This window comes from Rubrobacter tropicus, assembly GCF_011492945.1.
GTDB lineage: Bacteria > Actinomycetota > Rubrobacteria > Rubrobacterales > Rubrobacteraceae > Rubrobacter_D > Rubrobacter_D tropicus.
The window spans coordinates 2,692,603-2,718,137 of record NZ_CP045119.1; the positions used below are offsets into that span (position 1 = coordinate 2,692,603).

General features: G+C 67.1%; 25 protein-coding genes. 5 read left to right on the forward strand and 20 right to left on the reverse strand.

Translation table 11 applies throughout. From position 1 onward, the window contains the following. Positions 1-37: 37 nt before the first annotated feature. The 6 genes from GBA63_RS13450 to GBA63_RS13475 form a co-directional block, all read right to left on the reverse strand. Positions 38-499, reverse strand: a complete 462-nt coding sequence (locus GBA63_RS13450; RefSeq protein WP_207956782.1) for an SRPBCC family protein — start codon at positions 497-499, stop codon at positions 38-40. Between the two features lie 235 nt (positions 500-734). Next, positions 735-1,019 carry a hypothetical protein gene (locus GBA63_RS13455; protein ID WP_166176840.1) on the reverse strand — a complete coding sequence of 95 codons (285 nt, stop codon included), beginning with the start codon at positions 1,017-1,019 and terminating at the stop codon, positions 735-737. A gap of 28 nt (positions 1,020-1,047) precedes the next feature. Beyond that, the gene (locus GBA63_RS13460) at positions 1,048-2,097 is read right to left on the reverse strand and encodes a medium chain dehydrogenase/reductase family protein (protein ID WP_207956783.1); all 1,050 of its coding nucleotides are present in this window, start codon (positions 2,095-2,097) and stop codon (positions 1,048-1,050) included. Positions 2,098-2,129: 32 nt separating this feature from the next. Further along, complete coding sequence (locus tag GBA63_RS13465) at positions 2,130-2,609, reverse strand: hypothetical protein (protein WP_166176842.1); 480 nt, start codon at positions 2,607-2,609, stop codon at positions 2,130-2,132. An 86-nt stretch (positions 2,610-2,695) separates the two neighbouring features. Continuing rightward, a complete protein-coding gene (locus tag GBA63_RS13470; RefSeq protein WP_166176844.1) occupies positions 2,696-3,301 on the reverse strand; it encodes a TetR/AcrR family transcriptional regulator in 606 nt (201 codons plus the stop codon). 219 nt (positions 3,302-3,520) lie between these two features. Next, entirely contained in the window at positions 3,521-5,377 is a 1,857-nt protein-coding gene (locus tag GBA63_RS13475; RefSeq protein WP_166176846.1) for a PAS domain S-box protein, read from the reverse strand. A 404-nt stretch (positions 5,378-5,781) separates the two neighbouring features. Here GBA63_RS13475 and GBA63_RS13480 point away from each other — a divergent pair, with 404 nt between their 5' ends. The 3 genes from GBA63_RS13480 to GBA63_RS13490 are packed head-to-tail and all read left to right on the forward strand — an operon-like array spanning position 5,782 to position 6,787. Next, the gene (locus tag GBA63_RS13480) at positions 5,782-6,264 is read left to right on the forward strand and encodes a DUF4396 domain-containing protein (RefSeq protein ID WP_166176847.1); all 483 of its coding nucleotides are present in this window, start codon (positions 5,782-5,784) and stop codon (positions 6,262-6,264) included. A gap of 2 nt (positions 6,265-6,266) precedes the next feature. Continuing rightward, positions 6,267-6,476: a hypothetical protein gene (locus tag GBA63_RS13485; protein ID WP_166176849.1), complete on the forward strand. Its 210-nt coding sequence runs from the start codon at positions 6,267-6,269 to the stop codon at positions 6,474-6,476. A gap of 26 nt (positions 6,477-6,502) precedes the next feature. Continuing rightward, positions 6,503-6,787: a multicopper oxidase domain-containing protein gene (locus GBA63_RS13490; protein WP_207956784.1), complete on the forward strand. Its 285-nt coding sequence runs from the start codon at positions 6,503-6,505 to the stop codon at positions 6,785-6,787. A gap of 56 nt (positions 6,788-6,843) precedes the next feature. Here the strand turns inward: GBA63_RS13490 and GBA63_RS13495 are convergent, their stop codons facing one another. The 10 genes from GBA63_RS13495 to GBA63_RS13540 form a co-directional block, all read right to left on the reverse strand. Then, positions 6,844-7,599, reverse strand: coding sequence for a sugar phosphate isomerase/epimerase family protein (locus GBA63_RS13495; RefSeq protein WP_166176853.1), 756 nt, complete (start codon positions 7,597-7,599; stop codon positions 6,844-6,846). Beyond that, positions 7,596-8,705 carry a Gfo/Idh/MocA family protein gene (locus GBA63_RS13500; RefSeq protein WP_407690848.1) on the reverse strand — a complete coding sequence of 370 codons (1,110 nt, stop codon included), beginning with the start codon at positions 8,703-8,705 and terminating at the stop codon, positions 7,596-7,598. The genes GBA63_RS13495 and GBA63_RS13500 overlap by 4 nt, the downstream gene beginning before the upstream one ends. Before the next feature lie 250 nt (positions 8,706-8,955). After that, positions 8,956-9,600, reverse strand: coding sequence for a ThuA domain-containing protein (locus GBA63_RS13505; protein WP_166176857.1), 645 nt, complete (start codon positions 9,598-9,600; stop codon positions 8,956-8,958). Further along, on the reverse strand, positions 9,597-10,706 hold the full coding sequence (locus GBA63_RS13510; protein WP_207956785.1) for a Gfo/Idh/MocA family protein: 1,110 nt from the start codon (positions 10,704-10,706) through the stop codon (positions 9,597-9,599). The genes GBA63_RS13505 and GBA63_RS13510 overlap by 4 nt, the downstream gene beginning before the upstream one ends. A gap of 129 nt (positions 10,707-10,835) precedes the next feature. Further along, on the reverse strand, positions 10,836-11,546 hold the full coding sequence (locus tag GBA63_RS13515; protein WP_166176859.1) for a ThuA domain-containing protein: 711 nt from the start codon (positions 11,544-11,546) through the stop codon (positions 10,836-10,838). Next, complete coding sequence (locus GBA63_RS13520) at positions 11,547-12,713, reverse strand: Gfo/Idh/MocA family protein (RefSeq protein WP_166176861.1); 1,167 nt, start codon at positions 12,711-12,713, stop codon at positions 11,547-11,549. Next, positions 12,713-13,714, reverse strand: a complete 1,002-nt coding sequence (locus GBA63_RS13525) for a sugar phosphate isomerase/epimerase family protein (protein ID WP_166176863.1) — start codon at positions 13,712-13,714, stop codon at positions 12,713-12,715. Before GBA63_RS13525 ends, GBA63_RS13520 begins: the two co-directional genes overlap by 1 nt. A gap of 65 nt (positions 13,715-13,779) precedes the next feature. Next, positions 13,780-14,871, reverse strand: coding sequence for a Gfo/Idh/MocA family protein (locus tag GBA63_RS13530; protein ID WP_166176865.1), 1,092 nt, complete (start codon positions 14,869-14,871; stop codon positions 13,780-13,782). Beyond that, positions 14,808-15,809 (reverse strand): aldo/keto reductase, encoded by a 1,002-nt coding sequence (locus tag GBA63_RS13535; protein ID WP_166176867.1) that lies wholly within the window; start codon positions 15,807-15,809, stop codon positions 14,808-14,810. The genes GBA63_RS13530 and GBA63_RS13535 overlap by 64 nt, the downstream gene beginning before the upstream one ends. Further along, complete coding sequence (locus GBA63_RS13540; RefSeq protein WP_166176869.1) at positions 15,806-16,798, reverse strand: Gfo/Idh/MocA family protein; 993 nt, start codon at positions 16,796-16,798, stop codon at positions 15,806-15,808. Before GBA63_RS13540 ends, GBA63_RS13535 begins: the two co-directional genes overlap by 4 nt. Positions 16,799-17,014: 216 nt before the next feature. On the opposite strand from GBA63_RS13540, the gene GBA63_RS13545 reads away from it, so the two are divergent. Then, a complete protein-coding gene (locus GBA63_RS13545; protein WP_166176871.1) occupies positions 17,015-18,022 on the forward strand; it encodes an aldo/keto reductase in 1,008 nt (335 codons plus the stop codon). A 168-nt stretch (positions 18,023-18,190) separates the two neighbouring features. Further along, the gene (locus GBA63_RS13550) at positions 18,191-18,868 is read left to right on the forward strand and encodes an HNH endonuclease family protein (protein WP_166176873.1); all 678 of its coding nucleotides are present in this window, start codon (positions 18,191-18,193) and stop codon (positions 18,866-18,868) included. A gap of 119 nt (positions 18,869-18,987) precedes the next feature. On the opposite strand, the gene GBA63_RS13555 is transcribed toward GBA63_RS13550, so the two are convergent. The 4 genes from GBA63_RS13555 to GBA63_RS13570 form a co-directional block, all read right to left on the reverse strand. Further along, positions 18,988-20,391 carry a sulfatase family protein gene (locus GBA63_RS13555; protein ID WP_166176875.1) on the reverse strand — a complete coding sequence of 468 codons (1,404 nt, stop codon included), beginning with the start codon at positions 20,389-20,391 and terminating at the stop codon, positions 18,988-18,990. A gap of 82 nt (positions 20,392-20,473) precedes the next feature. Next, positions 20,474-21,430: an aldo/keto reductase gene (locus GBA63_RS13560; RefSeq protein WP_166176877.1), complete on the reverse strand. Its 957-nt coding sequence runs from the start codon at positions 21,428-21,430 to the stop codon at positions 20,474-20,476. A 48-nt stretch (positions 21,431-21,478) separates the two neighbouring features. Next, positions 21,479-22,354: an aldo/keto reductase gene (locus GBA63_RS13565; RefSeq protein WP_166176879.1), complete on the reverse strand. Its 876-nt coding sequence runs from the start codon at positions 22,352-22,354 to the stop codon at positions 21,479-21,481. Between the two features lie 34 nt (positions 22,355-22,388). After that, positions 22,389-25,511, reverse strand: coding sequence for an alpha-mannosidase (locus tag GBA63_RS13570; RefSeq protein ID WP_166176881.1), 3,123 nt, complete (start codon positions 25,509-25,511; stop codon positions 22,389-22,391). Between the last annotated feature and the right edge of the window lie 24 nt (positions 25,512-25,535).

A 25,535-nucleotide genomic window follows, 5' to 3' on the forward strand; every position in this document is an offset into this window, starting at 1 on the left:
CGACTTCGTCACTCGCTCCGGACCGCGACGATCGTGCCTAGCCCCGGGCGTCTGAGATATCTCTGACGGCGGCCGTCTGGAGGTGCCCCAGCCAGGCCACCAGCGACCCGTCGAGGGCGGCCTGCATCGCCCCAGCGTCCGCCTCGATAGGCTCCCCGCTCCAGGACTCGGCGGTCTCCACGCGGGTGCCGCCCTCGACGGGCGTGAACGTCCATTTGTGGATGCCCACGATGCCGTGCGCGGGACCGCCCCAGAGCGTGCGGCGCTCGGGCTCGACCTCGTAGACCGTCGATTCGATGTCCAGGCCGCTGGTGTGCCACGAGAAGGTCGAGCCGGGGGCGAAGGGACCGTCTAGGCGCGCGGCCGTTATGTCCGGCTGCCAGGTCGGCCAGGCGTCCACGTCGGTGTGCAGCCGCCACAGCACCTCGACGGGGGCCTCTATCACGACGCCGTGGCGCGAGACCACCGGCGCCTGCGTGTCGATGTCGTTCGGGATCACGTTATTCCCCTCTCCTCGTACTGGTCGTGTCTGATACGCTTGTCTTGCTGCTCGGTTTCGAGACCGAAGCGGCCGCTTGCGTTGCTCCGGAGCCCCGCCGGCAGCCCGCGTCCCATCCACGCGGGCCGCCGCGACGCCCGCGAGCCCGCCGGTCTCGACCGTACCCTTAGCCATCTCCGTACCCCTCCCCGTCGTCGCACTCAACGTCTCTTCTCCTAACTAAGTTATGTGGTGGTCAAAGGACCGGCGTGTGCCGGCGCGTCTTCTCCGGTGGCTCAGGCCCGTTCGTTTCGTCGGCTCGGGTATTGCGGCGGAGCCGGCGGTAGAGGCGACGGATGCGGGCCTGCTGCCACATCCACAGCCCGGTGAGGACGACGGCGGGGACGACGGCGGCCTGCATGAGCAGGACGAACGTCTCGCTCTCTCGCGCCGGGGTGTAGACGAAGACGCCTATCAGCCAGCCGGCCAAAAGGTGCGTCCACCGCAGCGCGGTCCGGGTCAGCTTGTTCGGGTTGCTCATGGCTCTGACCTCCGGGTCCGGGCTTCGGCTACCGCGCGCTCTGCCGCGCTTCGGTCTCCGCGACGAGCACCACCTTGCCGCTCGCCTGGCCGGAGGCCAGGCACCCGAGCGCCTCGGCCGCCTTTTCGAGCGGCATCCGGGTGGTGGCGTGGGCCTCGATCTTGCCGCCTTCGAGCAGCGAGAGGACCGTTGCGAGGTCCTCCCGGAAGAACCTGGGCCAACGCTTCACGTAGTAGAACGTTGCCTTCCTGCCGTCCGGCGTGGCGTTCCAGCGGAGGACGCGGGCGAAGATCGGGAGGTAGGGCTTGATCCAGTGCCCCGTGCTGCTGTCGAGCGTGGAGGCCGAGCCGTAGGTGACGAGCGTACCACCCCTGCGCAGCATCCGGTAGGAATCGACCAACCCCGGACCACCGACGTGGTCGAAGACGGCGTCCACGCCGTCCGGCGAGATCTCGCGCACCCGGGAAGGTACGTCGTTCCTGTAATCGACCGGCGTGGCGCCCAGAGCCCGCACGTAATCGTGCTTGCGGGCCGAAGCGGTCCCTATGACCTCGGCTCCGGCGAGCCGCGCGAGTTGCACGAGCAGCGTCCCCACGCCGCCCGAGGCCCCGTGCACGAGCACGGTCTGCCCCGGCCTCACCTTCGCCGCCCGGTGGAGCATCTGCCAGGCCGTTACCCCGTTGGTGACGGCCGCGACCGCGTCGGCGGGGTCGAGGCCCGCGGGGACGGGCGTCACGTCGTCCGCGTCGAGAACGACGCGGTCGGCCCACGCCCCCGTCTCCGTCAGGGCGGCGATTCGGGTGCCGACCATGTTCTGATCGACGCCCTCGCCGATTTCTTCCACCTCACCCACCAGGTCGTAGCCGGGGACGAAGGGGAATTTCGGCTGGCTGAAGTAGCGGCCCTTGAGCATCTGCACCTCGGAGAAGGCGACCCCCGCCGCCTCGACCCGGACGATCACCTGTCCGGGTTCGGGAGAGGGAAGTTCCCGCCGGTGCGTCTCCAGCACCTCCGGCCCGCCCTCGCGCGGCATCACTATCTCGGTCCTCGTGGTCGTCGTGGTCTCTGTGGTCTTCATGATCTCTCCTCTAGATTGCGTTGTTTGTTTGTCTACTTGACCGCCGTCTGCGCCAGGAGCTCCCCGGCGTCGTCCGGGACGGGCTCCGGGATAATTTGCGGTCGCAGGGCGAGCAGCGCGGGCACCGCGACGGCGACGGCGACGGTGTTGAGAGTGGCGCCGACGGCGAAGGCGGTGAAGGTGCCGCCGGAGATCAGGCCCAAGACGGGTATAGCCATAAACGCCACGTAGAACCCCGCAGCCGGCGCGAGGAACTTCACGAGCGCCCGTGGGTCGTATTTTCTGTAGGACATGTAGAAGCCTAAAGTGTTGCCCAGCACCGCAGGGACGGTCGCCATCAGCACCTTCACGAAGCCGAACTGGGAGACCTCCCCCGGCGCCCCGAAAGCCGGCGGGGCCACGCCCGCGATCAGCGTGTTGACGGCGAAAGCTATCGCCGACAACAGCAGGCCCACCCCGACCACGGCGGCCGGCCGGATCCCACCCTCCCGACTAAACACGATACGGTTCATCTCTATCTCCTCTCCTCAACCTGTCTTCTAACGTTGTCTTTGTATTTAACTTAGTTAAGTAGTGGGCAAAAAGGGGGCTCCTCTCTCTATGCGGCGAGCCACGCGGTTACGAGGTCGCGGGCGGCCTGGTCCGTCAATTTCTCGGCCTCTTCGTTGCCGCCCCGGAGCCGGCCGGCCATAGCGAGTGCCACGAGGCCGTGGAAGGCGCCCCACGCCAGCGTCACTTTCGTCCAGACGTCGTTCGTCTCCTTTCCGTTCTCGACGAGTATCTCCTCCAATACTTCGGCCATGGTTCCGGCTATCTTCTCTCCTTCCTTCTGCAACTCCATCACGGGGAACGAGACCCCCCCGAGGCCGTACATGACCTGGTAGAGGTCGGGGGAATCGAAAGCGAAGCGGCACCAGGCGCGGGCCATGGCAAGCAGGGCCTCTTCCGGGTCGTTCGAGGAGTTCCGGGCCTTCTCGATGGCCCGAAGCTGACCGGCGTAGCCCTCTCGCACGAGCTCGAGGAGCAGGTCCTCTTTGGAGTCGAAGTACTCGTAGATCACGGGCGGGCTGTACTCGACGCGCGCGGCGATCTTGCGGATCGTCACCGACCGCCAACCCTCCGCGGAGGCGATCTCGCGCGCCGCGGCCAATATCCCGCTCCTCAATGTCTCCCTCTGCCTCTGCCTGCGCTCCTTGATGCCCATAATCCCCTCGTCTCTGATCTATGATCGCGATAATAACTTAGTTAAGTGGGTGTGTCAATAGAGTATTTCGAGGGAATCTGGTTCGCCATTGGAGGGACCGTAATTCTGGTCTCGTCGTCAGAGCATTAGCCAGAGAGGTTGTGGGACCCATGAGCGGGGTTGTCGGCTTTCGGCAAGGGCTGATCGCTGATGGCGCGTTGCGGCGGCGCGGTGTAGTCGTCAGGAGTTTGCGGGCATCTGGAAGATCACGCGCGTTCCCTCGCCGGGGGCGCTCTCGACCACGAGGGTCCCGCCGAGGGCGGCGGCCCGCTCTCTCATGGAGGTTTGGCCCAGCCCTCCCCTGATCGTGCCCGGGTCGAAGCCCTCGCCGTCGTCGGTCACCTTGGCCCGGATCCCGTCCCCTTCGGCTTCCAGATAGACGCACACGCGGCCGGCTTCCGAGTGCCTGCGGGCGTTGTTTACGGCCTCCTTCAGGATGCGCAGGAGCTCCGCGCCCACGGCGTCGGGCAACGTGTCGGGGAAGCCCCTATCCACCGAAAGCTCTGTCTCCAGTTTGGGAGACATCCGGCGGGTGGCGGCCAGAACCTCTTCCACGGCTTCGCCGAAAGGGCGCCCCTGGGCCTCCGCCGGATGAAGGTCGTAGACGGCCTCGCGCAGCCCCCGCGCAGACCGCAGCAGCGCTTCGGCGGCTTTCCCCAGGCGTCCGTCCGCCTTCCCCAATCGGTCGCCGGCCCCGGGGTTCTCGGAGATGACCTCGACGAGCTGCACCTCGGTCAGGGCGTAGGTGATGTCCTGCAGGGCGCCGTCGTGGAGGTCGCGCGCCATACGCCGCCTCTCGGCCTCCCTGACGTCGTGCAGGGCCTGATCCGCCCGCTCCCGCTCGATGGAGGCGGCGAGCACGTTCGCGACGGACCGCAGGAAGTGCACGTCGTCTTCAGTGAAGGTTTTAGATTCTCCGTGGTGGACGCCGAGGACGCCGAAGGGCCCCCGTCGACCGCGGATGATGGTGCTCATCCCGCTCACCACGCCGTGCTCCAAGAGGAGCGGCGGCCCGGAGAAGCGTCGCTCAGAACTCAGGTCCTCGACGACGACCGGCTTGTCGGAGAGCAGCGTGTAGCCGGCCTGCGAATAGCGGTCCGAGCTTACCGTGGCCCGCCCGACGAGGCCCTCGTCCCAGCCAACCCCAGCGCGTAGCAGCAGTTCGTCGCCCTCAGGCAGCAGCTCGAGAACCTTGCAGTACCTGACGCCGAGGGTCTGTGCGACCCGGGCGACCGCCTCTTCCATGAGCGACGATACGTCCGCGGACAGGGCGCGCCGACCGAGGTCCGCGACCGACCGTTGCTGGCGGACCCTTACCCTGAGCTCCCCCTCTACTCGTCTCTGCTCGGTGACGTCACGAGCGGCGGCGTGTATCAGGCCCTCCCCGACATCCGGGACGGCGTTCCACGAGAGCCGCACCGCGGAACCGTCTTTTCTCACCCAGCGGTTCTCGAAGTCGAAAGTCGGCCTGCCGTCGGCCAGGCTCGCGAGCACCGCGAGGGTCCGCGCGCGGTCGTCCGGGTGGACCAGATCGAGGAACGGCTTGGCGAGGAGCTCCTTTTCGGTGTAGCCGAAAGCCTCCTCGAAGGCGGGGTTCACGCGCCTGAAGAAGCCGTCGAGTCCGGCGACGCAGATCGGCTCCGGCGAAAGCACGAAGAAGCGGTCACGCTCCTCTTCGGCGGCCTTGCGCTCGGTGAGGTCGCGCGCGATGGTGGAGAGGTACTCGGTCTGGCCGTCCTCTCCCTTGTGGGCGATGATGACCTGTGAGACCGGTATCTCGCGACCCTCGCGGGAGAGCAGGGCCGTCTCGCCCTCCCAGGCGCCGTCGCGCATGGCGGTCGGAATACCCTCCCGGAAGACCAGGGCTTGAGCCCATCCCGGATGGTAGCCGGAAACGTGTACCCCCGAGAGCTCCTCGCGCTCGCCGATGCCGAGCATTCGCCGTCCGGCCGGGTTGATCGAGAGCGTGTTCCCGCGGGCGTCGGCGGTGCCGACGAAGTCCGTGGTCGCGTCGAGAATCTCGGCATAACGGTTCATAATTCGTTTACCGGATCCGAAGGTCTCAAAAAGCCTGCCCCCGGACACCTCCTCTCCTTGCACCTACCACGCCCTCCTGCGCCCTGCGACGGGGCACGTGTACGATCCGATCTTCACCAACGGTATCCCCGCGGCCAACCTGTCAGGCATTGTACTATGCTTGTCCCTCCCGGGTATTGCCCAAGGTGAAGGCTCGCCTTGCGAATTTCGTGTCCGCACGCCGGATACATCTCTCTTGCTCTCGCCACGATCCACCGTAGCCAGCACTTTGATCCTACGGTTCTTCGAGTTACGGTTTCACGCCTGCGGGGCAATACCGGATCGATATTCACGCTACCCGTTGTGAGTACGATCGCAGACTCGGACCTTCAAAGAATCCGTGCGATCTGTAGGGCGGGAACAACTTGTCTTACCACGCGGGAAATGAAGGGTACTCGGTATCGTGGGTCGACCTGATCGTCGAGTACACGGCCGGGTTCGCCTTTGGCCTCTTCATCTTCCAGTCGCTCTTCATGAAGGACATGGCCGGAGGCTCCTACCTCGGGGCCGTCAAGAACTCCTTCATGCCCGAGTGGCTCTCGATGAACATGATGGCGGCCGGGATGTTCCCGGTGATGATCTTCCTGATGATGGGCCGCGACATGCGGGCCATGGAGCCCACCGAACCCCTCTTCTGGGCCGTGATGGCCTTGGGCGTGATCGTCGGCTTTTTTGTCGCGTACCCGGTCAACGTCTGGATGGTCTCCAGGAACCTCAAGCACGGGTTGATGCATGTACCCCCTGCCGGGGAGATCACCCACCACGTCGAGCCATCTCCCAACGGAGCAATGCCGTCTCGGCACGCAACGATGATCCGTGCCGGCACCGACGGACACGAAGGAGCGTGATTATGGTGCAAGAACATCTCACAGGGACGGGGCGAGAGCACGCCGGTATTCACCACGAGATGAAGCCGAACGTAACGCGCCCCCAACTCGTCGTGGTCACGGTCCTGACCGTGTTGGCGCTGGTCCTCAGCGTTGCGATCCCGGCCCAGTTCGTCAACCTCTCTTTGAGCGCCGAGGACGTGGGCGGCGCCATCATGCCCCCGGCATGGTAATGGCCCGCGACACTCCCGGAGCCGCCATGCGCGAGATGGCCGCCGTGGACCCGGACGAGGTCTCCTACACGGCCCCCGCCGACGCCCGCGGCGACCAGACTCTGGAGCCCAGGACCGGGGGCGCAACGAAGGTCTTCGACCTCACGGTTTCCGTGATCGACTGGAACATCCTGCCCGGCGAGCAGGTCCAGGCCTACGCTTTCAACCGCCAGGTGCCCGGGCCGCGCATCCGGGTGACCGAGGGAGACCGCGTACGTGTCAACGTGAAGCGAGCCCGGGACCGTAGTCAGCACCCTTCGAGGAGCACATAGTTCATGCCGGGCGTCGTGGGCGTCCCACTCGTCTTTTGACTTCTTTGCAAACCGCTCTAATCCCTGCTCAACCGTTGCATGGCTTTGAGGCTGATCTCGACGTTCTCCATCGCATCCCTCGGGTTGTCCTGCTCCGCCACGAACCACTCGACGTCGACCTCGTCGGCCGTTTTGACGAGATCAGGCCACGGCATGGTGCCTTCGCCGACGGGGAGATCAGAGCGGGTGTCGTCCGGGGCCATGTCTTTGAGGTGGACGAGGGAGACGCGGTCGCCCACGTCGCGCAGGACGGCCTCGGGGTCCGAGCCGCCGTACTTGATCCAGTACAGGTCGAGCTCGAAGTGGACGAGGTCCGGGTCGGTCTCCCGCACGAGGAGCTCCCACATCGTGGTCCCGCCGAGGCGGGCGAACTCGAAGTCGTGGTTGTGATAGGAGAAGGTCAAGCCTTCCGCGCGGCAAAGCTCGCCCCAGCGGTTGAAGTCTTCGGCGAGGCGGGAGACCGAATCCGCGTCGGGGCGGCGTTCGGGCGGGGCCATCGGGACTGTGGCGTGGGAGGAGCCGATGGCGTGCATGTCGGCCACAACGGAGGCGGGGTCCGAGTCCCAGGCGTCGATCGGGACGTGGGCGCCCGAGGCGCGGAGGCCGAGGTCGTCCATCACGCGGCGCAGCTCCCGCGGCGTGAGGCCGCCGAAGCCTGCCGGCTCGACGGCGCTGTAGCCGATATCGGCCAGCCGGCGCAGGGTGCCTGGCATGTCCCGGGCCGTGTGCTCGCGGACCGTGTAGAGCTGGAGCGATATCTGGTCTCTCCTCATGCGGTACCCCCAAAAACCTTCTCCCCCGCCGGCAGCGGCTCCGGACGCTCGAACGCGCTCTTCACCTCAACGTGCCGGCCATTCTCAGAAGAATCGAGGAAAGCGTGTATGACGTCCAGGACGTGACCGCCGAGCTCGCCGCTGGCGCGGTGCTTTCTGCCGGAACGAAGGGCCTGGGCCATGTCCGCGAGCCCGAGCCCCCGGCTGTCCCTGGTATAAGGATGCGTGAGCGGCACGTCCGTCCAGGAGTCCTCGCCGGAGCGCCAGACGCGCACGGGGCCGCCGAAGGTGTTCGGGTCCGGGACGCTCAACGTTCCCTCGGTGCCGTAGATGTCGATTCGGGAGTGCTCCTCGGACCAGACGTCGAAGCTGGTGACGAGCGTGCCGACGGCGCCGCCCTCGAAGTCCATCACGCCGGCGACGTGGGTTGGCGTGTTCACCGTGATGGTAGTCCCCGAAAGCGGCTGGCTCGTGATCCGGCGCTCCGGGAAGGTGGCCCGCGCGGAGCCCGTAACACGCCGTACCGGACCGAGGAGGGTCGTGAGCGCGGTCAGGTAGTAGGGGCCCATGTCGAACATAGGTCCGGCCCCGGGTTGGTAGAAGAAGTCCGGGTTGGGGTGCCAGTCCTCGGGACCGTGGGTCATCATGACCGCGGTCGTGGCGACGGGCTCGCCGATTATGCCCTCGTCCATCACCTTGCGGCAGGTCTGGAGGCCCCCGCCGAGGAACGTGTCGGGGGCGCAGCCGATCAGGAGCCCCCTCTCGGTCGCGACCTCGAGCATCCTCAGCCCGTCCTCGCGGCCCACGGCGAGCGGCTTCTCCGTGTAGACGTGCTTGCCGGCCTCCAGCGCCGCCAGCGAGACCTCCGCGTGGACAGCGGGGACCGTCAGGTTCAGCACGACCTCGACCTCGGGGTCCGCGAGCAACTCCCCGGGGCTACAGGCCTTAGGCACGCCGTACTCCCGCGCCTGCTCCTCGGCCCGCTCCACCAAAAGGTCCGCGCAGGCGACGATCTCCAAATCGTCGAACGCCGCCCCGTTTTGCAGGTAGATGCCGCTGATCTTGCCGGCACCCATAACGCCAATCTTTACGGCTCCATTCTCGATGATGGCTCCTCCCTTCGGCCGTCGCAGCACGCTGGCTGCGCCAGCTTGTCAGCCCGCTCCGGCTTCGCCTCCGCTCTCAGCACGCTTCGGCCCGTCAGCTTCTTGCCGCGCAGAGCCCGACCGGGCAGCGCCATCCGCGACGGTTCGGCTGTCGCTTGGCGTGACGGACACAGACAACTGGCTGACGGGCTGAAAGCGGAGCCCTGCAAAGCAGGGCGAAGCGTGCGCGACGACCGAAGGGAGGAGCCCGCTAGCGGCTTGCCCACAGCATTCCTCGCTCGACTATCGTCTTTGCTTCGGGTACTTCGAAGTCTTTGGCCACGTGGCCGAGGGAGGAGTAGAAGACGCGTCCCTTGCCCCACCGGCGTTTCCAGACTACGGGGATGACCGCTCCTTCTATCCAGGGGGTGTGCTCGCCCGAGAAGGTGGTGGTGGCGAGGACTTTGTTCGAGGGGTCCACGTGCATGTAGTACTGCTCGGAGTGCATCTTGAAGTCCTCGAGGCCCTCGGTAATTGGGTCTTCGTGGTCCGCGATGTTGACCTCGTAGTCGATGATGTCGCCCGGGTGGGCGACCCACTGGCCTCCTACCATGAACTGGTAGTCGATGTTCTCCCGGAACGAGTCGGCCATGCCGCCGTGCCAGCCGGCGAGGCCGGTTCCGGCTTCGACGGCGACGATCAGGCCCTGGGCCTGATCGGCGGTTATGGTACCCATGGTCCAGATCGGGACTATCAGGTCCAGGGAGCGCATTTTTTCTTCGTCGAGGTAGGAGTCGAGGGTCGTCGAGATCTCGGCTTCGTAGCCGTTCTCTTCGAGGAAGGGGGCGAAGATCCGGGCGCACTTCTCGGGCTCGTGGCCCTCCCAACCGCCGCAGACGAAGAGCGCCTTTTTCACACGGCCTCTTCTTCGGCGACCTCGCGCAGGGAGACCTCCCGGTTTTCGAGGGCCGAGGCGTAGCAGGCGTCGATTATGCGGGCCCGGTCGAGGCCGTCGTCGCCGTTCTGCCCCTCCCAGGCGCCGGCCCGGATGGTCTCGACGAAGCGGCGGACCACGGCGAAGTGCCCTTCGCGGGGTTGGATCTCGGGCGTCACCACGGCCGGGACGCCGGCGACGTCGGTGAAGATCCGGACGGTGTCGGCCGTGCCGTAGTTCTTGACCTTCATCTCGGCCCCCCCTTCGGTCCCGTAGAGGGTGACCCCGAAGTCGTCGCTCGACTCCCTGTAGGCAGCCCAGCCGGCCTCCAGGTTGAGCGTCGCCCCACCCGAGAGTCGTATAAACGCCGTCGCCAGGTCCTCGACCTCGTATGGGTCCTCGCCCTGCATGAGCCCGAAGTCCGCCCGGCCGCCCCTGCCGCGGGGCCCGAGCTCGGCGTAGGTGGCGCAGCTCACGGTCTCCACCTCGGGATCGCCCATCAGGAAGAGGGCCATATCGACCATGTGGACGCCGAGGTCTATGAGCGGGCCGCCGCCGGCCATCTCCTTGCTGGTAAACCAGCCGCCCATGCCGGGGATGCCGTTGCGGCGCATCCAGGTCGCCTTGGCGTGGTAGATCCTGCCCAGGTTCCCCTCCTCGACGTGCCGCTTGAGCGCCTGCACGTCCCCCCGCTCCCGCTGTGTAAAAGCAATATGAACCGCCCTGTCGGCCTCCCTGGCGGCCCGCACGATCCCTTCGGCCTCGGCCCCCGTGCGCGCGAGCGGCTTCTCGCAGAGCACGTGCTTGCCACTCTTGAGCGCCGCGATGGCGATGGGCGCGTGCAAATGGTTCGGAGCCCCGATGCCGATGGCGTTGAGGTCTTCGCGGGCGACGAGGTCCTCCCAGTTCGTGTAAAGGTTCGGAACCCCATACTGCCCGCCAAGCTCCTTCAGCCGCTCCTCCTCCAGCCCGGCCAGCGCCACGGCCTCGACGTTCGGCATCTTCACGAAGTTCTTCAGGTGCTGCCCGCCGGCATAACCAAGCCCGACCACCCCAACGCGCAAGGGTTTCGTATCCGAGTTCTGCAAAGTGTCCTCCTTTAGTAGGTTTCAGGTTTCAGGTCGCCTCCTTCGGAGGCTCTCAGGTTTCAGGGCTGCGACACCGGGAACCCATAACGTCAATCACCCCTGAAGCCTGATGCCTGTAGCCTGAAACCTCTATCCCAGCGGCTCCGTGTTGCCGTAGACCGGCGCCGCGCCCTTCGTCGGGGCGGCCCAGCGGGCGGCGTTCTCGATGACGCGCAGGACGTCCGGGTTGTGGTACGAGGGGTTCTCCTCGTGGCCGGGGCGGAAGTAGAAGATCCTGCCCGAGCCGCGCCTGTAGCAGAGGCCGCTGCGGAAGACCTCCCCGCCGCCGAACCAGCTCACGAAGACGAGCTCGTCCGGCTGCGGCACGTCGAAGTGCTCGCCGTACATCTCCTCTTCGAGCTCTATGTACTCGCCGATGCCCTCTGCTATGGGGTGGCCCGGCGCCACGACCCAGAGGCGCTCCGTGTCGTCGTGGCGCCACTTCAGATCGCAGGTGGTTCCCATGAGCTTTTTGAAGATCTTCGAGAAGTGGCCGGAGTGGAGCACGATCAGGCCCATCCCCCCAAGCACCCGCTCGTGGACCCGCTCGACGGTCTCGTCGGAGACCTCGTCGTGGGCTATGTGACCCCACCACAAGAGCACGTCCGTCGAGCCGAGGATCTCCTCCGTTAGCCCGTGCTCGGGCTCGTCGAGGGTCGCTGTGCGGACGTCGAAGCCGCCCTCCTTGAGCGCGGCGCCGAGGGTGGCGTGGATGCCCTCGGGGTAGATCTTCGCGACCTCGTCGTTGTTCCTCTCGTGCCTGAACTCGTTCCAGACCGTTACCCGCAAGCTCTCCGCCAACTAGATCCCCCCTACTTCTGGTCTCGTCCATCCGCCACCCTCGGCGCTCCGCTCCACGGCGTCTAGCACAGCCTGGACACGATAGGCGTCCTCGAAGGTCGGCGCCGGGCTCTTCCCCGCCTTTATACCGTCCATGAGGTCCTTCATGGTGTGCACGAACGTGTGCTCGTAGCCGATGATGTGCCCCGGCGGCCACCACGCCCCGACGTAGGGGTGCCCGGGCTCCGTCACGTTGACGGTCCTGAAACCCTGCACGTCCGCGTCGTCGTCCACGAAGAAGACGTCGAGCTCGTTCATCCGCTCCATGTCGAAGGCGACGCTGCCCTTGGAGCCGTTGATCTCGAACCCGTTCTGGTTTCTGCGCCCCGCCGCGAACCGCGTGGCCTCGAAGGTCCCAATCGCCCCGTTCTCGAAACGCGCCAGAAACGCCGCGGCGTCATCGACCGTCACCTCTCCGGTCTCGACGCCCCCGCTCGCCGAGAGGCCACCGCCCGCGCCCGCCTCTTCGAGAGGGCGCTCCTTGATGAACGTCTCCATCATGCCGACGACCTCCGAGACGTCGCCGACGAGGAAACGGGCGAGGTCGACGCTGTGGGCCGCGATGTCGCCGAGGGCGCCAGATCCCGCGAGCTCTTTTTGCAAGCGCCAGATCAGGGGGAACTGGGGGTCCATTATGAAGTCCTGCAGGTAAGTCGAACGCCAGTGCCGGATGGTCCCGAGCCTGCCCTCGTCTATGAGTTTTTTGGCTAGCTGCACCGCGGGGGCGCGCCTGTAGTTGAAGCAGACCGTGTTCACGGTCCCCGCGTCGCGCGCGGCAGCGAGCATCTCCTTTGCCTCGTCGAGCGTGTTTGCGAGAGGCTTCTCGCAGATCACGTGTTTGCCGGCTTCCAGCGCCGCGATCACGACGTCGCGGTGCGTGTTCCCCGGCGTCGACACGTCCACGAGACCTATGTCGTCCCGATCTATGAGCCTGCGGTAGTCCGTCTCGTAGGATTCCCAGCCTAAAGTGTTCGCGGCGTCCCTGACGCCGGCCTCGTCCCGGCCGCAGATGGCAGTCATGCGTGGGGCCGGGTCGACGTCGAAGAAGCGGGGGAGTTGGCGGTAGGCGTTCGAGTGGGTGCGGCCCATAAACTTGTAGCCGACGAGGCCGACCCCGATCTCGGCCATCACTCTCCCCTCGCGAAAGCGGCGTCGAAGGCCTGGCTAGACGGTGCGAAGTCCGTGCGCCTGGCGAACGCCAGCGCGTCCTGCGCCCCGTACTCGCGGTCCATCCCCGAGTCCTCCCACTCTATCGAGAGCGGCCCCTCGTAGCCGATCCTGTTCAGGGCCCTCACGCACTCCTCCAGGTCGACGTCCCCGTGCCCGGGCGAGACGAAGTCCCAGCCGCGCCCGGCCTCGCCGAAGTCCAGGTGGGAGCCCAGGATGCTCCTGCGGCCGTCGAGGCGCTTGCGGGAGTCCTTGATGTGGAAGTGGTAGATGCGCTCGGCGAAGTCCTCTATAAACGCGGCGGAGTCCAGGAACTGGTGGGCGAAGTGGCTCGGGTCGAAGTTGATGCCGAAGCCCGTTCGGTTGTCTATTGCGTCGAGGGCTTTTCTGGTGGTTACGAAGTCGTAGGCGATCTCCGTCGGGTGGACTTCGAGGCCCCACTTCACGCCTTCTTCGTCGAAGACGTCGATTATCGGGTTCCAGCGTTCGGCGAAGTCCTCGTAGCCGCGCTCTATCTCGGCCGGGTCGTTCGGCGGGAACGAGTAGAGTTTGCTCCAGATAGAAGATCCCGTAAAGCCGTTTACCTGCGTGACCCCGAACTTCGCCGCGGCCCTCGCGGTGTCCTTTATCTTCTCGGCGGCGCGCTGCCTCACCCCTTCAGGGTCCCCGTCGCCCCAGACGTCGGGGGGGACCGTGGCCTTGTGGCGGTCATCTATAGGGTCGCAGACCGCCTGGCCTACGAGGTGGTTGGAGATCGCCCAGCAGTTCAGGCCGTTCCGGCGCAGGATCTCCCACCGCCCCTCGACGTAGCCGTCTTCTGAGAGCGCCCGGTCCACGTCGAAGTGGTCGCCCCAGCAGGCGAGCTCCAGCCCGTCGAAGCCCCACTCGCCGCATTTTTTCGCCAGCTCTTCGAGCGGCAGGTCGGCCCACTGGCCGGTGAAGAGCGTTACCGGTCTACCCACGATACAACCTCCGATTCCCCTGTGCCGTGCCCCGCCGGACGCCGCGCCCGGCCCTGCTCCATAGCTTAACGCCCCGCCGGCCGCGCTTCTCGCCGCGCCCCGACGATCATTTGCTCTATGTCCACCGTTTCGCTTTTCTCTACCGAACGCACGCAGCCCAGCGTGACCGCGAGGCTCCTGACGTTGTCCGCGGCGGACGTCTCGGGGACCTCGCCGGTCTCGACGGCGGCCCGCAGCGCCTGAAGCGTCGCCGCCCGCTCCGTGAACTCGGGCTCCGGGGTTGCCAGCGCGCGGGGCGCCTCGCCCCAGCGTTCCAACAGGACCTCGCCGACGCCCCGGTCGTCCCTGTCTCCGCGCCACAGCAGGCGGCCCTCCTCGCCGACCACCTCCCAATCCCCGTTCCAACTAGTTTCGGGCTCTCGGGTGGCCCAGTCGCCCTCGTAGAGAACGGGTACGCCGCCTTCGAGGTCGAGCAGCGCCGAGACGGCCGGGTGGTGGGCGAAGGGGCTGTCGGGGACGCGCCGGCCGCGGGCGTGGACGCGCGCGACCTCCCGACCGGTGGCCGCCCGGATCAGGTCGAAGTGGTGAATCGACATGTCCAGCACGTAAGGATGACGCATCGAGTACCGGAAGTCGTCTGTCCCGAAGAGTGTCCTCGTGTCGCGCCGGCAGCTTATCTTGATGGAGACGAGGTCCCCGATCCCCCCTTCCCCCACGGCCCGCCGCAAGGCTCGGAAAGGACCGTTGTAGCGGTAGTTCTGGCTGACCATGAGGAAGCGCCCCGCCTCCTCGGCGACCTCTATCAGGTCGAAGGCGCCGGCGAGGTCGGTCGCGAGCGGCTTCTCTACGAGCACGTGCCGGCCCGCCTCTAGCGAGGCCTTCGCGACCGCGTGATGGGTTCCCGGCGGGGTCGCGACGAGGACCGCGTCGCACGCCACCTCCGCGAGCGCCGCCTCCACACTCTCGTAAACCGGTGTTCCGGCAACTTCCCTGGTCTTCGGGGCCGGGTCGGCGAGGGCGGCGAGCTCGACGTTCGGGGCCTCGCGGACAACGTCGGCCCAGCTCTGGCCCCAGATCCCGAGCCCCGCCTGCACTACGCGGAGGATGGCCGAGGTCCTTCCCCGGAGGCATCCGTACCGTCGTCCCCTTCGAGCCACGCGAGCTCTTCCGGCGTCAACCCCACCCCGGCGGCCTCGACGTTCGCCCGGAACTCCTCCCCGCTGTTGCAGCCGACGAGGGCGAAGACCTCTACCGGCTGGTTCAGGACGTAAGCGAGTGCCACCTGCGGCACGGAGAGGCCGCGTTCTTCGGCCAGAACCCTGGCGCGGTCGAGGCGCCTGAAGTTGTCCTCGTGGCAATACGTCTCGACGCACAGGCGGTCGAAGTAGCCGTCGAAGGAGCCGAGGTTCTCGCGCGTGAAGCGCCCGGAGAAGAAGCCGCCGGCCAGGCTCGACCAGGTAAGGAGCGGCATCCCTTCTTCCGCGTACCACCGGCGGTCGGCCTCCCCCGCCTCGCCGCTGACGCTCACGCAACCGGGCCAGGGTTCCTTCGCCTGGACCGCGAGGCTCAGGTTGGGACTACTGGCGACGAACGGGCGCAGGCCCCTCTCCTCCGCGTAGGCGTTTGCCTCGCGGATGCGTCCTGCGGACCAGTTCGAGCCGCCGAAGGCGTTGATGCGGCCCGCCTCGGCGTGCTCGTTCAGGGTCTCCACTATGGGGCCGACGGGGACGGAGGGGTCGTCGCGGTGGAGCAGGTAGAGGTCTACGTGGTCGAAGCCGAAGCGGGCCAGGGAGTCGTGGAGGTCGGCGGTTATGTCGAAGGGGGTCACGCGGTTCCGGTCCCGGCTGTGGTGGGCGCCCTTGCCGATCACGACGACGTCGTCACGCACGCCCCGACCGCGGACCCACCGACCAAAGACGCGCTCGGCCTCGCCGCTCCCGTACTGGTGGGCCGTGTCGAAGGCGGTGCCGCCCGCCTCGAAAACCTCGTCGAGCAGGGTGAAGGCCCTCTCTTCCTCGTCGGCGCGGACCATGGCGGTCCCCTGGACGACGCGGGCTACGGGTTTCCGGACCCCGGGTACCTGGCCGTAGATCACGCCCCGGCCTCCTCGCCGGGGTACCGGAGTCCCCACGCCTCCCGTATTCGGTCCATGGCGTCGAGCACGGAGATAGTCTCGTCAAGCGGCATGACTTCGCTCTCCTTTTTCCCGGCCCTCAAGCAACGCATCACCTCGGCGGCCTCGTAGACGAAGCCGTTTTCCTCCGTCGGCTCCCGGACTAGAACGTCCCCCGTGCCCGGCTTCGAGATCGTCATCGCCTCGGGCCTCCACCAGGGACTGTGTATCCTGAGGTATCCCTCGGTGCCGAAGACCGTCGCCTCGTGCGGCGTGGCGGTGCGGGTGCCGGCGGTTACGGAAGAGAGTCGTCCGCCGCCGTGGTCCAACGCGGCCGCGAACTGCTCGTCCACCCCGGTCTCCCCGAGGTGCGACAGGCCCGTTCCCCGGACCGGTGGGCCGAGCGCCATCGAGGCGAAGGAGACGCAGTAGACGCCGACATCCAGCATGGCTCCCCCGCCGAGATTCGGGTCGAAGAGCCGGGAGGCGGGGTCGAAGGGCGCCCTGAAGCCGAAGTCGACCGTAAGCATCCGCGGCTCCCCGATGGCGCCGCCGGCGAGGACCTTGCGCAGCCGTTCCATCAGGGGGAAGAAGCGGGTCCACATGCCCTCCATCAAGAACAGGCCGCGTCTCCTGGCGAGTTCCACCACCCGTCTGGCCTCGGCGGCGTTGACGGTGAACGGTTTCTCGCAGACGACGGCCTTGCCCTCGTTCAGGCAGAGCTCCACGTTTTCGGCGTGGAAGGGGTGGGGCGTGGCGACGTAGACGACGTCCACGTCGGGGTCCGCGGCGAGGTCCTCGTAGCTTCCGTGGGCGCGGAAGAAGCCGTTGGCCCTGGCGAAGCGGTCGGCAGAATCCTGGGAGCGGGAGCCTACGGCCAGCGTCTCGGCGTCCGGAAGGGCGGCCAGGGCCTCGGAGAACCGGGAGGCGATGGAGCCAGCCCCGATTATCCCCCAGCGGACCCTGCTCACGGACGTTCCCGGTGCAGGAGCGGCGGAACGCGGACCTCAAAAAGATTGCAGTATCTGCGGAAGGGCGTGGTCTTCCCCCTCTAAGCCCCCACCGGGCTCCCTGGTTCAGGGCGCGATGCTACACACTTCGCCCCACCGGGTCAAACCGGAGCGGTTGCGTCGGCCACCTTTGCGCTGTTGAATAGGTTGGGGACAGACCGATCACAGGAGGGGAAAGTGGAGTACCGGAACCTCGGCAGGACGGGCGTGCGGGTAAGCGAGCTCTGCCTCGGGTGCATGATGTTCGGCGGCAGGACCGGCGAGGAGGACTCGTTCGGGATCATCGACCGGGCCATAGACGCCGGCATCAACTTCGTAGACACGGCCAACGTCTACAGCACGGGTGCCAGCGAGGAGGTGGTCGGCAAGGCGCTGAGGAAGAACGGCAAGCGCGACTCCGTCGTGCTCGCCACCAAGGTCCACGGGCCCATGGGCGACGACCCGAACGCCAGGGGCAACCATCGCAGGCACATCATCGAGCAGTGCGAGGCTTCGCTTCGGCGGCTCCAGGTCGAGCATTTCGACCTGTACCAGATCCACCGCCCCGACTCCCACATCCCCATAGACGAGACGCTGCGCGCCCTGGACGACCTGATCCGGGCCGGCAAGGTCCGCTACGCGGGCACGAGCACCTACGCGGCGTGGCAACTGGTGGAAGCCCTCTGGGCGGCAAAGGAGCTCGGCCTCAACCGCTTCGTCTGCGAGCAGCCCCCGTACCACCTGCTCGACCGGCGCATCGAGCGCGAGCTGGTGCCCTTCGCCCAGACCTACGGGACGGCCCTGATCCCCTGGTCCCCCCTCGCGGGCGGCTTCCTGACGGGCAAGTACTCCCGCGACGAGAGCCAGTCCCCCGAGGACAGCCGCTACGGCCTCGAACCCCGCCGCCTCGGCCGCAACCACTTCACGGATGAGGCGTTCGACGTCCTCGAAACCGTCCAGGCCATAGCCGAGGAGAAAGGTTGCAACCCGGGCCAGCTCGCCCTCGCCTGGTGCAAGGACAAACCCGGCGTCACGAGCGCCATCATCGGCCCGCGCACCATGGAGCAACTCGAAGACAACCTCGGCGCCCTGGAGGTCTCCCTGGACGAAGGCGACCACGAACGCCTCGACGCCGTCGCCCCGCCGGGAAGGGCCACCGTCCCCTACTACGACGCCGACTTCGGCCCGCACCCGTTTCGCTGGTAGGCCGCGCCCGAGACCAAAGCCCGACGCCTGCGGCGACCGATATTTGATGGTTGCGTGATCCTAGAAAGGGGTCTTCGCGTAGTATAGTTTCGCGGTGCGGACGCGACGCTTTGCGCCATCAGAAACCGGAGACCGGGCGCCGCGGCCTGGCGGGAGGGGGAACGAGACATGCAGCGGACCTGTCGGGCGCGTGGGAGGACCACCGCCGTGCTATTCGCCCTGTTGCTGGCGGTCGTTCTGGCCGTCGCGGCGGCCGTGGGCGTCTCGGACGAGGCGGAGGCGCACCGGGCGTCGGCAAGGGAGCAGCTCGCGGAGCTGCGGGTAAAACCGGCCGGTTCGATGGTGGGGTACTCGCGGGAGAAGTTCCCCCACTGGTCAGACGCCAGGGAGTACAACTGGACCCTCCCTTCCGGCACCCCCGACCCAGGAAGTTGCGACGCCAGGGACGCGGCCCTGATCCGGGACGGGCGCGACGAGGTGGTCGGGAGCGGCTGCTACGTGGAGCGGGGCCGCTGGTTCGATCCCTACACCGGAAAAACCTACTACATGCCCTCAGACATAGACGTCGACCACGTCGTCCCGTTGGCGAACGCCTGGAGAAGCGGGGCCTCCTCGTGGACGACGGTCAAGAGGGAGCGCTTCGCGAACGTCCCGATGGACGTACTCTCCGTGGAGGACAACGCCAACGCCTCCAAGGGAGACAAGGGACCAGAGGCGTGGAAACCGCCCAGGGCCGCCTACCACTGCACGTACGCGCGGAAGTGGATCGGGATAAAGCACAACTGGACGCTCTCCGTCACGGGCGCCGAGAAGACGGCCCTCTCAAGCATGCTCTCGACTTGCTAGACGAGCTATCAGCTTTCAGCAAGGGCAAAAGGGTGACAGCTGAAAGCGGAGGCCGTAAGGCCGAAGCGGGCTGATGGCTGACGGCGCGGGTCGGGGAGGCATTGCCTCCCCGACCCGCATCAGGGCGTTGGGCCGTTCTCGGCTGTTCTGCACCCCGGTCCGGCGCAGGTTCGCAGGGCTTCGAGGGCGTCCTTGAGCGCCTGGGGGGCTGCCTCGGGCCTCGACTCCAGCTCGTGGGGGTCCGTGCGGAGGTCGTAGTACTCCTGCTCGCCGCTGGCGTAACGGATGTACTTCTCCCCTTCCTGGCTCAGGACGCCCGCGTAGTCCGGCATGCCGAAGCCGTTGCCGTCGGGCGTGCGGCCTTCCAAAAGTACGTACCGGCGCCAGGTGGCGGGGTCCGTCCGCGCGTCCAGCAGGGCCTCCATGGGCCTGCCGTCGGTCCAGGGCTGTTGCGGTACGTTCGCCCAGGCCAGGAACGTCGGGGCGAGGTCGGTGTTGAGGACGAGGCGGTCGTCCTCGACGCCCTGACGGATGCCGGGGCCGCGCACGATCATCGGGAAGTTGGTGTCCGTCTCGTACGGCGTCAGCTTCCCGGTCGAGAGGCGATGTTCGCCCATGTGGTAGCCGTTGTCCGTCCAGAGGACGATGTACGTGTCGTTCAACTCGTTGTGGTTCTGCAGGATGCCCACGATCTCCGCGATGCTCTCGTCCACCGTCTGGAGCGCGCGCAGCCGGTCGCGGTAGTCCCGGGCGTACTCCAGATCTTTTGCTTCGGAGACGCGAGGTTTGGACCTGACGTACGCCGGCTTGTCCGAGACGTCTGCCTCGTCGTAGGCGGGGGGGCGGGGGAACGGCGCGTTCGCGAAGGCGCCCTCGTAGGCCGACTGATGGTCGTAGGGCGCGTGCGGCGCGAAGAAAGAGGCCTGCAGAAAGAACGGCCTGTGGGTGGACGCCTTCAGGCGGACGTAGTCCGAGATCTCCCTCTTTCGCACCGAGTCCATGTGCGTCCCGGAGCCGTACTCTCGGATTTCCCCGTCGTCGTTTACCGTGCGGGAGTTGCCGCCACCCTGGCTGAACCACCTGTCCCAGCCGGGCGGGACGTATTTCTGGTCGTGGCCGTTGAGGTACTTGCCGATAAGGGCCGTGTCGTAGCCGGCCCGGTCGAGCCAGACGGCAACGGTGGAGCGATCGAGACCCCGGTTGCGGAAGTAGCCCGAGCCGTTCTCGTTGGCGAAGAGGCCCGTGTTGTGCGGGTACTGCCCCCTCAGGATGGAGGCGCGGCTGGGGCAACAGCGCGGGAAGGCGAATCGGGCGTTCGTCAGCTTCGTGCCCCGGTTCAGGAGGTGGGCACGTACCCTGTTCATGCTCCAGAGCGTATCCGCGCTCTGGTCGTCGGTCATTATGAGGATGATGTTGGGGCGCTGCACCGCGTCCGCGTCGGGGGAAACGGCCACCGTCAGAACGAGGGCGCAGAATACCGCAACGGCCACCGAGGTCAGCAGGCGGATCGCTTTTTTGGTCATTGGCATGTTGTCATTGGCATCGTCTCCCCAGAGTAACGCCAACTCGGCCGCATCCGGCCCCATCGGAGTGAGGGGGCCACTGTTATCGGGGGATCGCGGCCTCTATCTCGTCGATCTCGTCCTCAGAGAGGCGGAAGTTTGCGGCGCCGACGATGCCGTCTACCTGATCCGGCCTGCGGCCACCGACGATGGCGGCCGAGACAGCGGGATGCCCGAGGGTCCACGCTATCGCCACCTCGGCCGGGGACCGGTCGTGACGCCCGCCGACCTCGCGCAGCTTCTCGACGAGCTCCAGGTTCTGCGAGAGCTTCGGGTCGTTGAACTGCTCGTTGTTGCGCCGCCAGTCGTCCGAAGGCATGTTCTCGACCCGCTCGCGGGTCATCTTGCCCGTTAGCAGCCCGCTCGCCATCGGCGAGTAGACGATGACGCCGACGTCGTTCTCCCCGGCGTAAGGCAGGATCTCGTCCTCGACCTCCCGCCTGAGCATGTTGTACGGCGGCTGCAACGTCTCGACCGGGGCGATGCCGTTCGCCCGCTCCATCTGCCGCGCATCGAAGTTCGAGACCCCGATGTGGCGAACCTTGCCCTCCTCCTTTAGCTCGGCCAGCGCCTGCCAGCCCTCCTCAACATCTTCGTCGGGGCGGGGCCAGTGGATCTGGTACAGGTCGATAACGTCCGTCTGCAACCGCCTGAGGCTGTCCTCGCACTCCTTCTTCACGGAGTCTTTCTTGAGGACGTTAGAGACATTCCCACCCTCGTCCCAGACAAGCGAGCACTTGGTGAAGACGTAAGGCCTGTCGGCGTCCGAGAAGCCCTTCAACGCCTGCGCCACGAGCTCCTCCGAGTGGCCGAGGCCGTAGACGGCGGCCGTGTCGACCCAGTTGATCTCCGACTCGACGGCGCGCCTGATGGCCCCGACCGCCTCGTCGTCGTCCTGCGAGCCCCACGCGCCGGCCCAGCCGGTCCCGCCTATGGCCCACGCCCCGAAACCGACGGGCGTGATCTCCAGATCGGTCTTGCCGAAACGGACTTTGTGCAAAGGAGAATCCTTTCTTTGTAGGTTTCAGGAAAACCCGATATCTGCTGCCTAAAAAGGCACCGAGATAAATGGCGAAGAGTAATCCGGGGCCTGAGCGAGGACCCTCTCGGCCTCTTCGCGGGGCATCTCGCGACCGATGGATTCGAGCATGTTCGGGACCAGGGTGACGTCGCCGACCATTGCTATGCCCGTGATCTCCTCGTAAGAGAGCACGAAGGAGACGGCCGCGTCTATGTGCTCTTGCCGGTCGAAGGGCTCGTACCAGGTCGTGTACCTCTGGTCACCCGTCGGGTCGCCCTCGGGCCAGTTGCGCCGGGAGATGGTCTTGATGGTCATGAGGCCGGCGTCCTGGCGCTTTATCTCATCGACCAGCGCCTCGAAGTCCCGCCTGTAGTCCTCGTCGGTCGAGAGGATGAAGTTCCACGGGGTGAGGACGGTCTCGAACGGGTAGCGCCTCAGGGCTTCGAGGTGGACCGCGGGGGCCTCGTGGCCGTGGCCGGTGATGCCAACGGCGCCGACTAGGCCCTCTTCCTTCGCCTCGATGGCGGCCTCCAGGGCGCCGCCCGGGCCGGTTGCGCGGTCGAGGTCCTCGAGGTCGCAGACGGCGTGCAGCTGGATCAGGTCCACGGAGTCGACGCGCAGACGCTCCAGAGAACGCTCTATGGAGCGGCGGGCCGCGTCTTTCTCGCGGTCGCCGGTCTTGGTGGAGAGGAAGATCCTGTCCCGGATCTCCGGCATCCAGCGCCCGTACTGGAGCTCGGAGTCCCCGTAATCCGCCGCGGTGTCGAAGTGGTCGACCCCGGCGTCGAGCGCCTGCCGAATGGCGAGGTCCGAAGCCTCTTCCGTGGCCTCCCCGAGCGCCGCCCCGCCGAAGATGAGCACGGAGTTCTCACGCCCGATCCGTCCAAGCCGCCGATGTTCCATACTTCCGCCCTTCTCTCGCCTGCCCCGGACCATCTTACCCTCTTCCGGCCTCCAGCCGCAGGCTGACAACCTCGAAGGGCCGCAATTCGAGGGAGAGCCCGTCTTCTCGAACCTCCAGGCTCTCTCCCCCATCTTCCAGCAGGTTCGTCTTCTCGGCGCTTTGCAGGCCGCCGGGGAAGTTGAGGCGGCATTCGCCGCGGGCGCCGTGGGGTTCGTAGAGGCGTAGGATCTCACCCCTCCCGTCCTCGGCCGCCTTGAGTGCCGCGAGCGCGACCTCCAGCCCTTCCGCCACGACGAACGAGTATTCGGACGGCTCCCCTTCCTTCGCCTTGACGGGTATCAGGGGGCTGTTGAGCGCGAAGGCCTCGCGGGCGACACCGGCCTCCGTCCAGTCGCCGGCGTGGGGGTAGATGGAATAGGTGAAGCGGTGCTCGCCCTGGTCGGCGAGAGGATCCGGGTAGACGGGGCCCCGGAGCAGCGTGAGGCCGAGGACGTTGCCCCTGGCGCTGTGGCCGTACTTCCCGTCGTTCAGGAGGGCGACGCCGTAGCCGGGCTCGGATATATCCAGGAAACGGTGGGCCGAGGTCTCGAAACGGGTGGCGTCCCAGGTCGTGTTCTGGTGGGTGGGGCGGCGCTGGGCGCCGAACATCGTCTCCGAGGTCGCCTCGTGGGAGCGGACGTTCACGGGAAAGAGCGCGCGGAGCAGGACCCGCCGCTCGCGCCAGTCCACGCGCGTCTCCACGTCCAGGCGCCGCGAGCCCGAGAGGAGCCGGTAGGTCTGCGAGATCTCCGACCCCCGCCACAGCCGGGTGACCCGGACGGAGGCCCGGAGCGGGCCGTCCTCGGTCACCTCGACGCCCTCTACCGCGAGGATCTCCTCGGCCTCGCCCTCGTACCCCTCCTCGATGTCCCAGGCCTCCCAGTTGCGCGGCCTGTCCGTGTACGCCCACAACCCGTTGCCGCGCCCCGAGAGTACCTCCCTTCCCGCCTCCTCGTCGAAGACGCGATGGAGCGTGCCGTCGGCCCCGACCTCCACCCGGAGTAGACCGTTCTCGATCACGGTGGTTTCGCCGGAGACCTCGACCCCAACCCTCGGGACGTTCGGCGACGCGGGTTCTCCCCCATCCCGCGGCGAAGTCCACCCGAGGCCGGGGACCTCGCGTTCGGGGACGTGGACGAGCAGGCCGCCGTCGTCCGTCTTCTGCGCCGGCAACGAACCGCCCTCCATCCCGCCCCGCAGGTATACGGTGAGCGGGCGCGGGTGCAACGAGGCGTTGGCGACGAGGAGGCCCGCGCCCGCGCCGTCTGGGCCGTCGAGGGAGCCGTCGCGGAGGTTCTTTGCGGTCTCCACGACGTTCTCCAGCTCTTTGCGGGTAACGTCGTAGACCTCGCGGATGGAGGTGCCGGGAAGGATGTCGTGGAACTGGTTGAGGAGTAGCGTCTTCCAGGCCGACTCCAGCTCCGCTTCCGGGTAAGCCGCGCCGCGAAGCGCCGCCAACGTCAGGAGGACCTCGGCCTCGAGCAGGCGGTGTTCTGCCTCCCGGTTCAGCTTCTTTACGCGGGCCTGGGTGGTCAGGGTGCCCCGGTGGAGCTCGAGGTAGAGCTCCCCAACCCACTTCGGGAGGCCCTCCGCAGGGAGCGAGTCGAAGAAGTCTTCGACCATCGCCATGCGGAGGCGGGGCATGGCCGGGAAGCTCTTGAGGCGGTCGAAGTTCTCGAGCATCTCCTCCGTCGGGCCGCCGCCGCCGTCGCCCCAGCCGAAGGAGAAGAGGGTCTCCGGGTGGCGGCGCTTGCCCTCGAAGTTCTTCCAGGTGCCGTAGAGGTCGAGGGGCCTGAGGTTGCCGTTGTAATCCTGGCCTGGGTTGTCGAAGTCGTGGGCGACGACGGTGCTGCCGTCGAGGCCCTCCCACTCGTAGAGGTCGTGGGGGAACTTGTTTGCCTCGCTCCAGTTGAGCTTGTAGGTGAAGAAGCCCTCGATGCCGGCGCCTTTTAGGATCTGGGGCAGGGCCGGGGAGAAGCCGAAGGTGTCGGGGAGCCAGGCGACCTTCGAGCGGCGGCCGAAGCGGGACTCGAAGTACCTCTGGCCGTGGAGAAGCTGGCGGGCTATGGACTCGCCGGATGGGATTTGGCAGTCCGGCTCGACCCACATCCCCCCCACAGGCTCCCAACGCCCCTCCTCGACGCGCTTTCGCACCCCCTCGAAAAGGTCGGGGGCCTCCGACTCGATCCAGTCGTAGAGCTGCGCGGAGGACTGGTTGAAGACGAAGTCCTCGTAGCGGTCCATCAAGGAGAGGACGCTCGCGAAGGTCCTGCGCCCCTTGCGCAACGTCTCGGAGACGGGCCAGAGCCACGCGAGATCCAGGTGGGCGTGGCCCGTCAGCGCGACCCGCCCGACCGGAGGATACTCGGCCTTCAACCCCTCCAGCCGCGCCGCCAACTTCTCGCGCGCCCCCCGCACCGCCCGCCGCGTCTCCTCCGGCAACGGCTCGACCTCCTGCGGGGCCGGCGGCAGGCTCCACGGTCCGCCGTCGGTGGTCTCGGCGAACGATTGCAGGTGGCGCGTGAGGGCGACGTCGGTGCCCGTAGGCCAGCTGGGGGCGAGGCCCGCGAAAGCCTCCTCGATCGCGTCGAGCAGGTGCGGCACGGCCTCGTGGCCGCCGAGTTGGCCGCAGACCTCCGCGATGAGCGCGAGGTCCCGGTGGAGGGCGCGCAGATCCGTCTCCGGCACGACGAGGGCCGCGCGGCCGATGCGGGGTTCGGCGACGTTGGTCCCGAATGGACCGCGCGGCACCACCTCGGCCTCGACGCCGATCCGCTCGCCCCCCCTGGCCTTCTCCGCGACCGGAAAGCTCTTGTGGTAGGGGTTCAGGCCGCCGGAGAGGCCCGTGGAGAGGCGGACGAAGCCCTCTCCCCCAAGCCAGAGCTCCAGCTCGACGGGCGAGCCGACCCAGGCTTCGGGGACGGTCGCCTCCGCGGATAGGTTGGCCGGAAGCGCGGCCTCGGGCCAGAAATCTCCGACGGCCAGCTTGGTGACCTTCCCGTTCTCCGCGACGAAGCGCCACGCCCCGACCGGGCTCTCCAGGGCGTTGCGCCAGAGGTTCAACTCCTCGATCCGGCGCCCGTGGCGCTCCAGCCGCCTGGCGTCCACCTCGTCCATCTCTCCCCCTCGGGCCGGCTTCTC

Coding starts and splice junctions, on each gene's coding strand:
- GBA63_RS13495 (WP_166176853.1), bottom strand. CDS start 7,599: ATGAGGAGAGACCAGATATCGCTCCAGCTCTACACGGTCCGCGAGCAC.
- GBA63_RS13565 (WP_166176879.1), bottom strand. CDS start 22,354: ATGGAACATCGGCGGCTTGGACGGATCGGGCGTGAGAACTCCGTGCTC.
- GBA63_RS13470 (WP_166176844.1), bottom strand. CDS start 3,301: ATGGGCATCAAGGAGCGCAGGCAGAGGCAGAGGGAGACATTGAGGAGC.
- GBA63_RS13555 (WP_166176875.1), bottom strand. CDS start 20,391: ATGACCAAAAAAGCGATCCGCCTGCTGACCTCGGTGGCCGTTGCGGTA.
- GBA63_RS13460 (WP_207956783.1), bottom strand. CDS start 2,097: ATGAAGACCACAGAGACCACGACGACCACGAGGACCGAGATAGTGATG.
- GBA63_RS13455 (WP_166176840.1), bottom strand. CDS start 1,019: ATGAGCAACCCGAACAAGCTGACCCGGACCGCGCTGCGGTGGACGCAC.
- GBA63_RS13550 (WP_166176873.1), top strand. CDS start 18,191: ATGCAGCGGACCTGTCGGGCGCGTGGGAGGACCACCGCCGTGCTATTC.
- GBA63_RS13490 (WP_207956784.1), top strand. CDS start 6,503: ATGCGCGAGATGGCCGCCGTGGACCCGGACGAGGTCTCCTACACGGCC.
- GBA63_RS13475 (WP_166176846.1), bottom strand. CDS start 5,377: ATGAACCGTTATGCCGAGATTCTCGACGCGACCACGGACTTCGTCGGC.
- GBA63_RS13485 (WP_166176849.1), top strand. CDS start 6,267: ATGGTGCAAGAACATCTCACAGGGACGGGGCGAGAGCACGCCGGTATT.
- GBA63_RS13570 (WP_166176881.1), bottom strand. CDS start 25,511: ATGGACGAGGTGGACGCCAGGCGGCTGGAGCGCCACGGGCGCCGGATC.
- GBA63_RS13465 (WP_166176842.1), bottom strand. CDS start 2,609: ATGAACCGTATCGTGTTTAGTCGGGAGGGTGGGATCCGGCCGGCCGCC.
- GBA63_RS13520 (WP_166176861.1), bottom strand. CDS start 12,713: ATGGCCGAGATCGGGGTCGGCCTCGTCGGCTACAAGTTTATGGGCCGC.